Here is a 13,601-nt window from a genome sequence, read left to right on the forward strand (position 1 = left end):
TCAGCAACGGCGCGGAACCGGCTTAGCCGGGCCGCAGCGGTTGCCCCCTCGAGGGGGGATCCGGCTACACGCAGTGAGCCGAGACAGGGGGGAACAAAAACACATCGGGCCGCAGCGGTTGTCCCCCGAGGGGGATTCCGGCTACACGAAGTGAGCCGAGACAGGGGGCTAATTCCCCAAATACGCATCAAGCACCTCTTTGTTGCCCCGAATTTCAGCCGGTGTGCCAATCGCCAGCACTCGCCCCTCCACCATCACCATGATGCGGTGGCACAAATCCATCACGAAATCCATGTTGTGCTCAATCACCACAAACGATCCCTTGCGCCCGAACTTCGGGTTCTGGTTCAACTCCTTGAGCAGGGTCGAGATGCCGCCCACCAGGCTGGGGTTGACACCGGCGCAGGGCTCGTCGAGCAGCACGAGGTCGGGCTCGGCCATGAAGGCCATGGCAATGTCCACCAGCTTTTGCTGACCGTAGCTCAGCGTGCCGGCCGGCTTGTCGGCGACATGGCGGATGCGGAACTGGTCGATCAGCGCGTCGGCCTTCGCGCCCAGCCCCGAGTCGCCGGGGGCAAACATGCGGCTGAGCATGCTGCCTTTGTGCTCCTGCGCGGCCACGATCAGGTTGTCGCGCACCGTCATCTTGCCAAACACCTGCAGGGTCTGGAAGGTGCGGCCCACGCCGCGCCGGCTCAACTCCAGCGGTGACAAACCCGTGATGTTTTTGCCGTTGAGCTCGATGGCGCCGGTGTCCGGGCTGATCTGGCCCAGCACGCTGTTGAACATGGTGGTCTTGCCCGAGCCGTTGGGCCCGATCACGCCAAAGATCTCGCCCGGCATGACTTCAAACGACACACCGCCTACCGCCTGGATGGCGCCGTAGGATTTCCTGAGGTCGGTGACTTTCAGCAGAGGGCTCATCATGATGCTGCTCCCACCCGCTTGGTGGCCGCCATGCCCGCTGCAATTTTGCGGGCTGCCGAGGCATCACGCGCGGCGCGCCGGTCCCGGATGCGGTCCGGAATGCTGAGCAAACCGTCGGGCAGCCAGACCATCAGCACCACCACCGCGGCGCCAAACATGGGCAAATACCAGTTGGCCACGCCCGGTACGTCGCGCAGCCACTCCGGCAGCACCACACCGACGGCAGCACCGACGATGGGGCCGAGGAAATAACCGGCACCGCCGACGACGACCATCAGGTACATCATGATGGAAGCACCCACCGCGAACGGTGCGGGCTCAATGAACTGCACCAGCGAGGCAAACAGCGCGCCCGCAATACCGGCGTATACCGCACCGATGGCGAAACTCAGCAGCGTGTAGTTGCGAATGTCGACCCCCAGGCTTTCGGCCCGTATCGGGTTGTCGCGCAGGGCCCTGAAGGCTTTGCCCCAGGGTGAGCGCAGCAGGCCCCACAGCAGGCCCGACAGGATCAGCGTCACCACCAGCACAAAATAGTAATACGGCCGGTTGGCTTCGAGCGAGTAGCCGAGGATGGCGGGACGCGCTATGTTGTTGATGCCGAAGGTGCCGCCGGTGAGCCACTCTTCGTTGCGCATGACCAGCCAGATGGCGGTGTTGAAGCCCAGCGTGGCAAAGGCCAGGTAGATGGTCTGCACCCGCAGCGCCGGAAAACCCAGGATCAGCCCGACGGCAAAGCAGATCAGCGCCGCCGCCGGCAGGCCGAGCCAGAAGCTGAAGCCGGCCTTCATCAGGATGGCCACGGTGTAGGCGCCGATGCCGAAGAATGCCGCATGGCCCAGGGACTTCTGGCCCGCATAGCCAATGGTCAGGTTCAGGCCCATGGTGGCAATGATGAAAATCAGCCAGTAGGTCAGCAGGTAGATGCCGTAGTTCTTCAGGTACTGCGGCGCGACCAGCACCAGCAAGGCACCCAGCACCGTGAAGGCGGTCGCTATTTTGTGGTTCAAGAGCTTCATACCTTGCGCTCCTCTTTCTTGCCCAGCAGGCCTTGCGGCTTGAACAGGATCACGATCATGAAAATCACCAGCGCCACGGCGTCCTTGTAGGCGGGCGAGATGTAGGCGGAGGCGAGGTTTTCGCACACGCCCACAATCAGGCCACCCAACAGCGCGCCGCGTGAATTGTTGAAGCCGCCGATGATGGCGGCAAAGAAGGCTTTGGTACCGAGGCCCTCACCCATGTCGAACTTGGCCAGGTAAGTCGGCGTGACCAGCAACGCTGCCGCCACGGCCAGCACGGCGTTGATGGCGAAGGTGTAGAAGATCATGCGCGGCACGTTGATGCCGAGCACGCTGGCGCTCTCGGTGTTTTGCGCCACGGCCTGCATGGCGCGGCCCGTGACCGTCCTGGCCAGGAAGGCCTGGGTCGCCAGCACGATGATCATGGCCAGGGCAAAGGTGCCAACGTCCTGCAGGGTGATGGTGACGCCCGCAATGTTGTACAGCTTGTCGGCAAACAGGCTGGGGAAGGGATGGGCTTCGGCGCTGTAGCCGGCGCGCACGCCGTTGCGCATGGCGATCGACAGGCCGATGGTGGCCACGACGATGGGCATCATGCCGTACTTGAACAACGGATCGACCACGCCGCGCTTGAAGACCCAGCCGAGCAGCAGCACGGCCAGCAGCACCGTGAGCACAAAGCTGACCAGCATGGGCGCGCCCAGCGAGATGAAACCCAGCAGCATGAAGGCCGGCAGCATGACAAACTCGCCCTGCGCGAAGTTGATCGTGCCGGAGGCCTGCCACAACAAGGTAAAACCCAGGGCCGCCAGCGCATAGATGCTGCCGGTGGCCAGGCCCGAGAAAAAGAGTTGGAGGAAGTCTGTCATGGCAGTGCTTGCATAAGAAGGTGCTTGCTGGAGGTTTCAGGAGGTGCTGGCGGCTTATTTCTTCGGTGCGGCCGCAGGCGCGGCGCCCAGCGGCGGCAGGATGGCGACCACCTCCTGCTTGCCGTTCTTCACTTCAATCATGAAGCTCTCGCGGTCCAGGTCGCCCTTGCTGTCAAACGAGACATCCATCAGCACACCGGGCTGATCCGCCGCTTTCACCTTCAGGGTATGCAGGGCAGCCGCCACCGCCTTGCGGTCGAGCTTGCCGACCTTCTCGATCGCGGACTTCAGCACGTAGATGCCGGAGTAGCCTTTCATGCCGTTGTGGTCGGACACATACTTGTATTCCTTCTCAAACTTGGCACGGAAGGCGCGAATGGCTGGCTGCGGCGCATCAACCGTCAGGCCCACATGGGCCACGGCGCCGTTGGCAGCCTCGCCCGCCAGCTCGATGACCTTCTGGCCGGTGAGCGTGGTTTCGCCAATGATGGGTTTGTTCCAGCCCTGCTTGCGCAACTCGCGCAGCAGCCGCGCCGACTCTTCTTCATTGGAGTAGGCAAACACGCCTTCCGCGTTGCTCTGCTTGGCACGCAGCACGGCAGCCGAAAAGTCGATCTGGCCGGGCTCGGTGGAAATTTCGGCCGCGATCTTGGTTGACGAATTGGCCAGCGCCTTCTTGATGGAGTCCAGGCCGCCCTTGCCGAAGTCGTTGTTCACATAAATGATCGCAATGCTTTTGAGCTTGGCCTGGTCGCTGATGTAGCGGGCGACCTTGGGCATGGCCGTGGCCTGGGTGAAGCTGGTGCGAAACACATAGGGGTTGCCCTGCTCGGTGATGCTGGCCGCCTCGCCACCGGTGAAATTGGGCACCTCGGCACGGCGCGACTCGGCCATGCTGACCATGATGGAGCCGGAAAACACCGGACCAAAAATGGCGAACACGTTGTCATCGATGGCTTTTTGCGTCAGGCCCTTGGCCACGCCGGGGTTGCTCTGGGTGTCGGTGGTGATGGTCTGGATTTTTTTGCCCAGGATGCCGCCCGCGGCGTTGATTTCCTTGACGGCCAGTTCGACACCATTTTTGAAGTTGGTGCCCGCCGTGGCGCCGCCACCGGACAGCTCGACAATGTTGGCAATCTTGATGACGTCCTGCGCAAATCCGGCTGTAGCCGCCATGGCTATTGCGCAAGCAGCTATCAGCTTAAGAGCAAATCGTTTCTTCATGGTTGTCTCCTCTAAGGGTTGAAAGTCAGTACAAAAATCAATGCGGGATCAGGATGAAATCAATACGGAATCATTGTGAAATCACTGTCGAATCAATGAGGTATGAGTCGTGATTCCCCGACTCCCGGGACAGGAACGCTGGTGGACTGGAGGGCGGGGGTGAGCTTGCCTGGGCGACGGATCTCGCCGCGCATGGCGGCCGGATACAGGAGTTCGCGAATAAAGGTGGCGTCATTGCGAACGGTTTGCGCCGCCTCGGCGTAGCCAAAAAACGCCAGGTAATCCGGCGCTTGCTGGATCAGCATTTCAAAGCCGGGCTGTGCTACCAGATGCCGTTCCCGGGCAGCCTGGACCAGCGGTGTCGGCTGGTTCTTCATCAAAATATCCACCACGGCCGCATCCGGAGCCAGCCGCGACACATCGCACGGCAGGGGATCACCGGCCTTGAGCCCCAGCGGTGACGCGTTCACCACTAGGTCATAAGCCGACGGGTCGCCGCTGGCTGCGACAACGACCCTGCTGGCTGTGGGCACATGCGTATGCGCCGCTGCAGCAAGCTGGCTTGCCAGGGCCTGCGCCTTGCCGGGTGCCGGATCATGGAGCGCAATCACGGCGGGTGCCTGGTTACCGGCCAGCGCCAACGAGACGGCAATGGCAGCCGCAGCACCACCGGCGCCCAGAATCAACACGCGCTTGCCGGCATAAGCCACCCCGAAGTAGTCCAGCGACAACACAAAACCCTTGCCGTCGAACAGCGCGCCTTCCAGCTCGCCTGCCGCGTTGCGGCGAATGCCATTCACCGCGCCGGCCATACGGCCAGCGTTGTTGCAGTGCGAGAGCAAGCCCATCACCCGCGATTTATGCGGAATGGTCAGCAGCATGCCCTTGATGTTTTTGGCCAGGAAAGCGTTGCGCACAAAAGCCTCGATGTCCTGGAGGGCCACATGTACAGGCACCAGCACGGCGTTGATGCCCAGCGTCCTGAAAATCAGGTTAAACACCTCGGGCGCACGCACCTGCTCCACGGGATCGCCGGAGATCAGATAAACATCGGTGCTGCCCTGAATGGTGGAATGCATGTCGAATTGGCGCCGGGTTGTTCGATAATCGGTTTTAAAAGCAGATTTCGGCTGAACTTTAGTGGGTTGAAGCCTTAATTAAAAGCTTAAATTCAGCTTTTGAGCGATTAACGATCAGTTTTGAGCGATCATCGATCAAATCAAGGGTTTCACCCCATATTGATGGATTGAGCACTCCCACAATACTTGGCCCCATGACAATGCCTGCCCCCTCAGCGCCGTCCACACCCGCGCTCGACAAACGTGACTGGATTGCCGGCCTCGAAAAAGGCCTGTCCATCATCGAATGTTTTGACGATGCCAACCCTCGCCTGACCGCCAGCCAGGCTGGCGCGCGCTGCGGCATGACACGCACGGCCGCCCGCCGCTACCTGCTGACACTGGAATACCTGGGTTACGTAGCGAGCGACGGAAAGCTGTTCTGGCTGACCCCGCGCGTGTTGAGGCTTGGGCAGTCTTACCTGGAATCGGCCCGCTTGCCGCGCATCGTGCAGCCCTTCCTGCAGCGCGTGACCGCAGGTACGCAGGAGAGCGCATATGTGAGCGTCATGGACGGCGACGAGGTCGTGTACATCGCCCGCAATGGCACCAGCCGCGCGATGAACACCGGCTACGTACTCGGCTCGCGCGTGCAAGCCCAGGTCACGGCCGCTGGCCTGCTGATGCTGTCCCTGCGCGAACCCTGCTGGCTGGAAAACTGGTTCGCCACCCATGAACTGAAGGCCTACACGTCCTACACCATTGCCAGCAAGGAGCGCCTGCGCATCGAGCTGGCACGTGTGCGCGCCCAGGGCTGGTCCCTTTCCGAGCAGCAGCTGGAGCTCAATTACCGCGGCATTGCCGTGCCGCTGCGCGACCGGCATGGTGATGTGGCCGGCGCCCTGAGCGTGACCATGCCCATGGGACACGAATCGAGCGAAGAGGCCGTCGCCCGGGTGCTGTCGGTACTGCGCGAAACCGCCCAGGCCATGCGCAACCTGATCTGATCGGCATCAGCGCGCCGATAGCCCGCGCCAATAGCCCTGAAGCCGATGCCCGGGCCAACTACAGGACGGGCCGAGACTACCTGTTCAGGCCGGATTACCGGCGCCCGCCGAAGGCTGAATCAAACCCTGGTCCAGCATTTTTGCCATCATGAAATCGATGAATGCTCTCACAGCCCGTGGCAGCTGCCTGCTGCTAAGGAACACAAAGTACACCCCAATGCCATTGACTCCGTAGTCCGGAAGCAATTCTTGCAGATCCCCTGCGCGAACATGTGGCGCGGTGATGACCGCGGGCAGCAGGGCAATACCCAGGCCGGCAAGCGCGGCCTTGAGCAGGGCCTGCACGGTATTGGCGCTGAAGCGCCCTCCAACCGCGATTTCCTCGGCTCCGTGCGGGCCATCAAGGCGCCATGAGATGCGGCCGGTTGAGCCAATTGGGCCGATCGGACCTGTTGGCGGCACCAGCGTGACGCACTCATGCGCCGACAAGGCCTCCAGCGTGTCGGGGGTGCCATGCGCTACCAGGTAGGCGGAACTCGCCACCAACGTGGCGCGGCCTGTCCCGATATGTCGCGCCACCACATTCGGTTCCAGTATCTTGCCCGCCCGGAACGCCACGTCGATGCCTTCGCCAATCAAGTCCGCGCGGGCATCGCTCAACACGAATTCAACGCGAATCAGCGAATGGGCCGCGAGGAATTCAGCGATCCAGTCCATCAGGAAAAAACTGAAGAAATCGGCTGGCGCGGCGACCCGAACAGTGCCCTTGGGCAACTGGCTGCCTTCTGCAAGTTCCTGAGCCGACTGGGCCAGCGCTTCCACCTGCCCGGCGCATCCGCCGTAGAAGGTACGCCCGGCATCGGTGAGCGTCAGCTTGCGCGTCGAGCGCTGCATGAGGCGAACGCCCAGGTGCCGTTCGAGCGCCTGAACCCGCCGGCTTGCCGTGTTGGGCGGCATGCCCAGGCGCCGGGCCGCCTCGGCAAAGCTGCCTGCGCGGACCACCTGAACGAACAGCGCCACGTCATTCAAATCAAGCATTTGATTACTTCCATTTTTGGATGAGTGAATTCCGATTGTGCCGTCTAGTAGTTTTATCCGGTCTTGCCTAAGCTTGCGGCATGGAGATTCGACTCCACCTCGATTTCACTTCGATTCACTTTTTTTACTATGCCAAAGGAGCCCTTCATGGCTTTATCCACAACTGCAAACCATCGCATCCTCTGGGCACTGCGCCTGCTTTTGGCCTTGGCCTTCGGCGCCGCCGGGGCTGCCAAGCTCGCGGGCGTTCCGCAAATGGTCCAGATCTTCGAACTCATTGGCATCGGTCAATGGTTTCGCTACGCCACGGGCTTGGTTGAGGTCACGGGCGCGATACTTTTGCTCGTACCGGCCACGGGCTTCCTCGGCGGCCTGCTGCTTGCCGTGACCATGGTCTTCGGCATCGCAACGCATCTGCTGGTGATTGGTGGCAGTGCGGTGCCCGCCATCGTCCTGGCTCTTCTCTCCGGCTTCGTCGCCTATCGCCTGCGGCCGACCGTTGGGGTGGCGATGCGCGAGGGAGCAACGAGGTGAGCGCGCTGACCCCTACCCTTTCCCCTGCCAGCAGTGCCGCAAGTGCCGCAGCATCGGCACGCCGCATCGTGCACCGCACGCACGGCCGTCCACACGGGCCGGTCACGCGCTTGATGAGCCCATCAGACCTGGGCCAGTTACTCAAGCCCTTCGTCTTTCTGGATCACTTTGACACGAACGGCGCATCTGCGAGTAACTTCGGCTTGCACCCGCATTCGGGCATTGCAACGCTCACCTGGATCATGCTGGGCAGCGTGAACTACGAAGACACGTCCGGGAAAACCGGCGTGCTGGCGCAGGGTGGCGTGGAATGGATGCAGGCCGGGGGCGGCGCGTGGCACGGCGGCAAATTCGGCGATTCAGGTCGTATCCGTGGTTTTCAGCTTTGGGTGGCATTGCCCCCCGCAACTGAACTGGGGCAGGCAGAAAGCATTTATCTGGCGCCTCACCTCATCAGGCATGAAGGTCCAGCCCGGGTGCTTCTGGGTCGCTACGGCACGGCCACCAGCGAGATCCAGGCACCTTCCCCCATGAACTACCTTTCGGTGCAGCTGAAGGCCGGAGAACGCTGGCGCTATCAGCCACCCGCAGGACACACCGTCGGCTGGGCAGCCGTCAGCGCTGGAGGCCTGCTTGCCCCGGAGAGGTTGCGCTCTGGGGAACTCGCAGTCTTCGAGGAGTCGGAGGAGGCGATCGACTTCCACGCCGAAGTTGACACCGAATTCGTGCTGGGTTCCGCCGTCAAGCATCCCCACGATCTGGTGCTGGGCAACTACTCGGTGCACACCAGCAACGCAGCGCTGCGCGAAGGCGAGGCGCGCATCCAGCAGATTGGCATGCGCCTGCGCAGCGAAGGCCGCTTGCGCTGAGCCCAGCCAGGAATGTAGCGGGCGCCCTGGCGTGACCGTGCCCACGGGCCACGAATTCAATCCAGACCCTGGTCCGGCGGTGACATGCAGGAAAAATCCGCGCCTGCTACCAGGGCCTCGACTGGCATGGGACGGCATGGAGCGGCATCGCCGGCAGCATTCACCCGGATCACACACAATCTGGGCACCCCAATGCAGACCCGACATTTCATCCAGCTCATCGCCCTGTCCGCCCTCTGGGGCGCATCATTTCCCCTGCTTCGCATTGCCAGCCCGGCCCTGGGTCCCTGGGTCGTCGCCAGCCTGCGTTGCACCCTGGCCGCCGTGGTGCTGACCGTCCTCATGCGCGCCCTGCATGCCCGCTGGCCTCCCCGCGCCGCCTGGCCGCGCCTGGCGCTGCTGAGCCTGCTCACCGTGGTCACTCCCTTTGTGCTTTTCAACTGGGCCGCCCTGGTCCTTCCGGCGGGCTACTCGGCGGTGCTCAATGCCACGGCCCCGCTGTTCGGCGTGCTGGGGGCCGCCATTGCCGGCGAAGAAAGGCTGACCTCACGGCGCCTGCTGGGCTGTGCCGTGGGCTTTGTCGGCGTGGCGCTGCTGGTCCAGCTGGGACCGGTGGCCGTCACGCCGCAAGTCGTGCTGGCCGCGCTGGCGTGCACCGCGGCCGCGGCCAGCTATGGCGTGGGCGCCATCCTGATGAAACGCGCCACGCTGGCCTACGCACCGCTGCCGGCATCCGCCAGCGTGTTTGTCGCAGCCACCGTGATTTTGCTGATCCCGGCTGGCATGACTGCGCCTTCAGCGCATCCCACCGCCGGCGCCATGCTGGCCGTGGCCATGCTGGGCATCGTCACCTCGGGCTTCATGTACTGGATCAGCATGCGGCTGATGCGCGAAATTGCGGCCAGCGCGGCCACGTCGTCGGCTTTCATGATTCCGCTGTTCGGGGTCACTTGGGGCGCGCTGTTCCTGGGGGAGCAGGTCACGACCAGCATGCTCCCCGGCTGCGTGCTGGTGCTGGCCGCAACGGCGCTGATCACCGGCTTCAATCCTTTCCGGAGTTCATCGGCCGAACCCTGAGCCGGCAGAACCGCCGGAGAATCGCCGGGTTGTGCGCGGCCTCAGCCGCGTGCGCGCATGATGTCCGGCGTGCTGACCGTCACATCGGCATTTTGCGCACGCTGGCGCAGCGCATGCTCCATGACGACGAGCGCCAGCATGGCCTCGGCAATCGGCGTGGCGCGAATGCCCACGCAGGGATCATGCCGGCCCTTGGTCACCACCTCGGCTGGCTTGCCGGCTGTGTCAATCGACTGGCGCGGCGTGATGATGGAGCTCGTGGGCTTGATGGCGATCGACACTTCCAGGTCCTGCCCGGTGCTGATGCCGCCGAGCACACCACCGGCATTGTTGGAAAGGAAACCTTCGGATGACAGCGAATCGCCATGGGTTGTTCCTCGCTGGGACACGCTGGCAAAGCCCGCGCCGATCTCGACGCCTTTGACGGCATTGATGCCCATCATCGCAAACGCAATGTCGGCATCGAGCTTGTCAAACAGCGGCTCGCCCAGCCCGACCGGAACGCCTGAAGCCGTGACCCGGATGCGCGCGCCGCAGGAGTCGCCGGCCTTGCGCAATGCATCCATATAGTCTTCAAGGTGGGAAACGTCAGCCACCGGTGCAAAAAATGGATTGCGGGACACATGCTCCCAGGACTCAAAGGGAATCGCGATGTCGCCGATCTGCGTCATGCAGCCACGAAAGCTGGTGCCATATTTTTCAGCCAGCCATTTTTTGGCCACCGCACCGGCTGCCACCATGGGCGCCGTCAGGCGGGCCGAGGCGCGGCCGCCGCCGCGGGGGTCACGCCGCCCGTATTTGTGCAGGTAGCTGTAGTCGGCATGGCCGGGCCGGAAGGTTTCCAGGATGTTGCCGTAGTCCTTGCTGCGCTGGTCGGTGTTTTTGATCAGCAGGCAGATCGGTGTGCCGGTGGTCTTGCCCTCGTACACGCCCGACAGGATTTCCACCGCATCGGGTTCGTTGCGCTGCGTCACGTGGCGGCTGGTGCCCGGGCGGCGGCGGTCCAGGTCGGCCTGGATATCAGCTTCAGCCAGCGCCAATCCCGGCGGGCAGCCGTCAATCACGCAGCCAATGGCCGGGCCGTGGGATTCACCGAAATTGGTGACTGCGAAGAGGTTGCCAAAGGTACTGCCAGACATAGTGACACGATTTTAACCGTCGGCCATCGCCGGAGTACGACGGGAACACTTCATGCATGAAGGCACGGGCGCAAATGGCTGCGCACTACCGGAGGGCACCATGCTTGAGCGAACCAACACCCTGTTCTCACACGTCAAACCCGGCGACACGCCGTTCAAACCGGACGGATTGCGTGATTTCTTCCTCTACCGCGACCTGGGCATTGCCGAGGCGACCCATGGCATGGTCATCGCGCACCTGGTGAAGGCCAATATGGCACCAGAAAAAGGCACGGGCTGGCACCGGCATGAGGCGGATTTCCAGATCGTCATCATGCTCAAGGGCTGGGCCAGATTCATGTACGAAGACCGGGAAACGCTGGTTTCCGCCGGAGATTGCGTGCACCAGCGCCCCGGTATACGCCACTACCTGTTTGACTACTCGCCCGACATGGAATACCTGGAAATTGTTTCGCCGGCGGACTTCAAAAGCATTGACGTGGAGCCCGTGTGCGAGATCCCCGCGCCTACGCCCTGGGGGAAATAGCCCCCACGGTCGCTCACTGCGTGTAGCTCTCTGCCCCCCGAGGGGGCCGCTGCGCCTGCGGCCCGGCTAAGCCGGTTCCGCGGCCCCTGCTGGCTGGAGAGCTGCCACTTCTGCCACTTGCGAGTTGATGCCAGTTCAGAACTCCGCGTCCAGTTCGTCAAAATCATCCGGTTCTTCCTGCGCGGCGGCAATCCACTCCTGCATGGCGGGCAGCGTCCATATGCTGGTGCAATAGCTCACGCACAAGGCATCCAGGGGGATGTCATACGTCCTGAAACGGCTGACCACCGGCGCGTACATGGCGTCAGCCATGCAGGGCTTTTTGCCAAACAGGTAAGGCCCGCCATAGCGTGTGAGGCAGTCGGTCCATATGTCCACGATGCGCCGGATATCGGCGTCAGCACGCGACCATGTCCTGAACTTCGGGAAAAACGCCTTGATGTTCAGGGGCATGGACGAACGCATGACGCTGAAACCAGAGTGCATCTCGCCGCAGATGGCGCGGCAATGCGCCCGGACGGCCATGTCACCGGGCAACAGGCCTGCCTTGGGATTGACTTCGTGCAGGTATTCGCCAATGGCCAGCGTGTCCCACACCTTGATGCCGTTGTGCTCCAGGCTGGGCACCAATATGGAGGGAGACAACAGCAGGATTTCGGCGCGCATGTCCGCATCGTCGGGCGGAATCACCTTCTCGGCGAACTCCAGGCCGGCCAGCCTGGCAAGCAGCCAGCCACGCAGCGACCAGGCGCCGTAGTTCTTGCTGCTGATGGTAAGGACTGCCTGAGCCATGATGCCGACGTCTTTCACAAAGGTAAAAGCAGCGCTGTTACGCCATCCCCGCGCCAACAACCCTTGACGCAAGATCACTGAGCAAGCCCTGTGCCAGAACTTGAATGTTTCCCGCTCCGATGGCGAATCTTTACATGCCCGGCGTGAGCGGCCTGCAAGCAGTGGCCCGTAAATTGCTCAGAGTTCATGCCGCCGCTCGCTGACGCAGCAAGAAAGAAGCATGCTTTACTACGCCTATCAGTTGCAGTCTGACCTGACCTCCCCCCTGCGGATGTTCGCCGAACAGGCCGGAGTGGTGGTCGGCTCGGTCAAGGCCGGCCTGTCCAGCCCGGCCCCCCTGCTCCCATGGATCAGCCAGTCGGCCAGCAAGCTCTCCGCAGCCTGCGAAGTGCTCGCACGCCTGCGCCTGACGCACAGCAGGCCAGCCTACAACCTGGACGTGGTGCAGGTCGCCGGCGAACCGGTTGCCGTGACGGAACACAAAGTCTGCGAGTTGCCTTTTGGCACCCTGCTTCATTTCAGGAAAGCACTGGCCACCCCCATGCCGCGCGTGCTGCTGGTTGCGCCTTTGTCCGGCCACTTCGCCACGCTGCTGCGTGAGACGGCACGCACGCTGCTGGCCGACCATGACGTGTACATCACCGACTGGCATAACGCCCGCGATGTGCCTTTGTCCCAGGGTGAATTCGGGCTGGACCACTACACCAGCTACCTGATCAAATTTATGGAAGTGCTGGGCCCTGGCACGCACATGATCGCGGTCTGCCAGCCCTGCGTGGCAGCCCTTGCCGCCACCGCACTCATGGCCGAAGACGACAACCCGGCTCAGCCGAGCAGCCTGACCCTGATGGCCGGCCCGGTGGATTGCCGGATCAACCCGACCGGCGTCAACGAACTGGCCAACAGCAAGCCGATCGAATGGTTTGAGAAAAACCTGATCAGCCCCGTACCCTGGCCTCACAAGGGCATGATGCGGCAGGTCTACCCCGGTTTTTTGCAGCTCACGGCGTTTTTATGCATGAACCTGGAGCGGCACAAAAAGTCCTTTGAAGACCTGTACCGGCATGTCCGGGAAGGCGAATTTGACAAGGCCCAGATCATCCGCGCGTTTTATGACGAATACCTGGCCGTCAATGACCTGCCGGCCGACTTTTACCTCCAGACGGTCGCCAAGGTCTTTCAGACCTATGACCTGCCGCGGGGCGAACTCACCTGGCATGGCAGAAAGGTCAACCTCAAGGCCATACGGCGCACTGCCTTGCTGACAGTAGAAGGTGAGCGGGATGACATTTGCGCTGTCGGCCAGACCGTGGCTGCGCAAGACTTGTGCAGCAGCATCCGGCCTTACATGAAGACTCACCACGTACAAACTGGCGTGGGGCATTACGGTGTCTTCAGCGGCAAGAAATGGAACCAGCAAATCTACCCGCGGGTGCGGGACGTCATTTACAACAGTGACAACGGCGCGGGCTGAAGCGGCTCTGCAAGGCCGGCCGGTCCGGCGATCAAGGGCGCCCAG

Annotated in this window: 14 protein-coding genes; 6 read left to right on the forward strand and 8 right to left on the reverse strand. The window is 62.5% G+C overall.

Annotated features, from left to right (window positions below):
- Positions 1-168: 168 nt before the first annotated feature.
- The 5 genes from AC1DUB_RS18305 to AC1DUB_RS18325 all read right to left on the reverse strand — a co-directional run bounded on the left by AC1DUB_RS18305 (position 169) and on the right by AC1DUB_RS18325 (position 5,121).
- Positions 169-927: an ABC transporter ATP-binding protein gene (locus AC1DUB_RS18305; RefSeq protein WP_011482783.1), complete on the reverse strand. Its 759-nt coding sequence runs from the start codon at positions 925-927 to the stop codon at positions 169-171.
- Positions 924-1,946, reverse strand: a complete 1,023-nt coding sequence (locus AC1DUB_RS18310; RefSeq protein WP_477730718.1) for a branched-chain amino acid ABC transporter permease — start codon at positions 1,944-1,946, stop codon at positions 924-926. The genes AC1DUB_RS18305 and AC1DUB_RS18310 overlap by 4 nt, the downstream gene beginning before the upstream one ends.
- On the reverse strand, positions 1,943-2,818 hold the full coding sequence (locus tag AC1DUB_RS18315) for a branched-chain amino acid ABC transporter permease (RefSeq protein WP_011482781.1): 876 nt from the start codon (positions 2,816-2,818) through the stop codon (positions 1,943-1,945). The genes AC1DUB_RS18310 and AC1DUB_RS18315 overlap by 4 nt, the downstream gene beginning before the upstream one ends.
- Positions 2,819-2,872: 54 nt before the next feature.
- Positions 2,873-4,042: an ABC transporter substrate-binding protein gene (locus tag AC1DUB_RS18320; protein WP_477730719.1), complete on the reverse strand. Its 1,170-nt coding sequence runs from the start codon at positions 4,040-4,042 to the stop codon at positions 2,873-2,875.
- A 92-nt stretch (positions 4,043-4,134) separates the two neighbouring features.
- Positions 4,135-5,121, reverse strand: coding sequence for a shikimate dehydrogenase family protein (locus AC1DUB_RS18325; protein WP_477730720.1), 987 nt, complete (start codon positions 5,119-5,121; stop codon positions 4,135-4,137).
- A 194-nt stretch (positions 5,122-5,315) separates the two neighbouring features.
- On the opposite strand from AC1DUB_RS18325, the gene AC1DUB_RS18330 reads away from it, so the two are divergent.
- Complete coding sequence (locus AC1DUB_RS18330) at positions 5,316-6,107, forward strand: IclR family transcriptional regulator domain-containing protein (protein ID WP_477730721.1); 792 nt, start codon at positions 5,316-5,318, stop codon at positions 6,105-6,107.
- 84 nt (positions 6,108-6,191) lie between these two features.
- Here AC1DUB_RS18330 and AC1DUB_RS18335 read toward each other — a convergent pair whose 3' ends face one another.
- On the reverse strand, positions 6,192-7,145 hold the full coding sequence (locus AC1DUB_RS18335) for a LysR family transcriptional regulator (RefSeq protein WP_477730722.1): 954 nt from the start codon (positions 7,143-7,145) through the stop codon (positions 6,192-6,194).
- A 147-nt stretch (positions 7,146-7,292) separates the two neighbouring features.
- Here AC1DUB_RS18335 and AC1DUB_RS18340 point away from each other — a divergent pair, with 147 nt between their 5' ends.
- The 3 genes from AC1DUB_RS18340 to AC1DUB_RS18350 all read left to right on the forward strand — a co-directional run bounded on the left by AC1DUB_RS18340 (position 7,293) and on the right by AC1DUB_RS18350 (position 9,625).
- Positions 7,293-7,679, forward strand: coding sequence for a DoxX family protein (locus tag AC1DUB_RS18340; protein WP_477730723.1), 387 nt, complete (start codon positions 7,293-7,295; stop codon positions 7,677-7,679).
- Positions 7,676-8,548, forward strand: coding sequence for a pirin family protein (locus AC1DUB_RS18345; RefSeq protein WP_477730724.1), 873 nt, complete (start codon positions 7,676-7,678; stop codon positions 8,546-8,548). The genes AC1DUB_RS18340 and AC1DUB_RS18345 overlap by 4 nt, the downstream gene beginning before the upstream one ends.
- A 192-nt stretch (positions 8,549-8,740) precedes the next feature.
- Positions 8,741-9,625, forward strand: a complete 885-nt coding sequence (locus tag AC1DUB_RS18350; protein WP_477730725.1) for a DMT family transporter — start codon at positions 8,741-8,743, stop codon at positions 9,623-9,625.
- A 41-nt stretch (positions 9,626-9,666) separates the two neighbouring features.
- Here AC1DUB_RS18350 and aroC read toward each other — a convergent pair whose 3' ends face one another.
- Positions 9,667-10,764, reverse strand: a complete 1,098-nt coding sequence (gene aroC, locus AC1DUB_RS18355; RefSeq protein WP_477730726.1) for a chorismate synthase — start codon at positions 10,762-10,764, stop codon at positions 9,667-9,669.
- A gap of 100 nt (positions 10,765-10,864) precedes the next feature.
- Between aroC and AC1DUB_RS18360 the strand changes: the two genes are divergently transcribed.
- Positions 10,865-11,290 (forward strand): cupin domain-containing protein, encoded by a 426-nt coding sequence (locus tag AC1DUB_RS18360; protein WP_477718788.1) that lies wholly within the window; start codon positions 10,865-10,867, stop codon positions 11,288-11,290.
- A 135-nt stretch (positions 11,291-11,425) separates the two neighbouring features.
- Here AC1DUB_RS18360 and AC1DUB_RS18365 read toward each other — a convergent pair whose 3' ends face one another.
- Positions 11,426-12,082: a glutathione S-transferase family protein gene (locus AC1DUB_RS18365; protein ID WP_477730727.1), complete on the reverse strand. Its 657-nt coding sequence runs from the start codon at positions 12,080-12,082 to the stop codon at positions 11,426-11,428.
- Positions 12,083-12,302: 220 nt separating this feature from the next.
- Here AC1DUB_RS18365 and AC1DUB_RS18370 point away from each other — a divergent pair, with 220 nt between their 5' ends.
- On the forward strand, positions 12,303-13,556 hold the full coding sequence (locus AC1DUB_RS18370) for a polyhydroxyalkanoate depolymerase (RefSeq protein WP_477730728.1): 1,254 nt from the start codon (positions 12,303-12,305) through the stop codon (positions 13,554-13,556).
- Positions 13,557-13,601 lie beyond the last annotated feature (45 nt).

This window comes from Polaromonas sp. P4_F9 (genome assembly GCF_056401235.1).

What these genes read in the sequence shown, in the direction of transcription:
- AC1DUB_RS18320 (WP_477730719.1), bottom strand. Translation starts at nt 4,042, where the DNA reads ATGAAGAAACGATTTGCTCTTAAGCTGATAGCTGCTTGCGCAATAGCC.
- AC1DUB_RS18325 (WP_477730720.1), bottom strand. Translation starts at nt 5,121, where the DNA reads ATGCATTCCACCATTCAGGGCAGCACCGATGTTTATCTGATCTCCGGC.
- AC1DUB_RS18315 (WP_011482781.1), bottom strand. Translation starts at nt 2,818, where the DNA reads ATGACAGACTTCCTCCAACTCTTTTTCTCGGGCCTGGCCACCGGCAGC.
- AC1DUB_RS18310 (WP_477730718.1), bottom strand. Translation starts at nt 1,946, where the DNA reads ATGAAGCTCTTGAACCACAAAATAGCGACCGCCTTCACGGTGCTGGGT.
- AC1DUB_RS18335 (WP_477730722.1), bottom strand. Translation starts at nt 7,145, where the DNA reads ATGCTTGATTTGAATGACGTGGCGCTGTTCGTTCAGGTGGTCCGCGCA.
- AC1DUB_RS18365 (WP_477730727.1), bottom strand. Translation starts at nt 12,082, where the DNA reads ATGGCTCAGGCAGTCCTTACCATCAGCAGCAAGAACTACGGCGCCTGG.
- aroC (WP_477730726.1), bottom strand. Translation starts at nt 10,764, where the DNA reads ATGTCTGGCAGTACCTTTGGCAACCTCTTCGCAGTCACCAATTTCGGT.
- AC1DUB_RS18370 (WP_477730728.1), top strand. Translation starts at nt 12,303, where the DNA reads ATGCTTTACTACGCCTATCAGTTGCAGTCTGACCTGACCTCCCCCCTG.
- AC1DUB_RS18330 (WP_477730721.1), top strand. Translation starts at nt 5,316, where the DNA reads ATGACAATGCCTGCCCCCTCAGCGCCGTCCACACCCGCGCTCGACAAA.
- AC1DUB_RS18340 (WP_477730723.1), top strand. Translation starts at nt 7,293, where the DNA reads ATGGCTTTATCCACAACTGCAAACCATCGCATCCTCTGGGCACTGCGC.
- AC1DUB_RS18360 (WP_477718788.1), top strand. Translation starts at nt 10,865, where the DNA reads ATGCTTGAGCGAACCAACACCCTGTTCTCACACGTCAAACCCGGCGAC.
- AC1DUB_RS18305 (WP_011482783.1), bottom strand. Translation starts at nt 927, where the DNA reads ATGATGAGCCCTCTGCTGAAAGTCACCGACCTCAGGAAATCCTACGGC.
- AC1DUB_RS18350 (WP_477730725.1), top strand. Translation starts at nt 8,741, where the DNA reads ATGCAGACCCGACATTTCATCCAGCTCATCGCCCTGTCCGCCCTCTGG.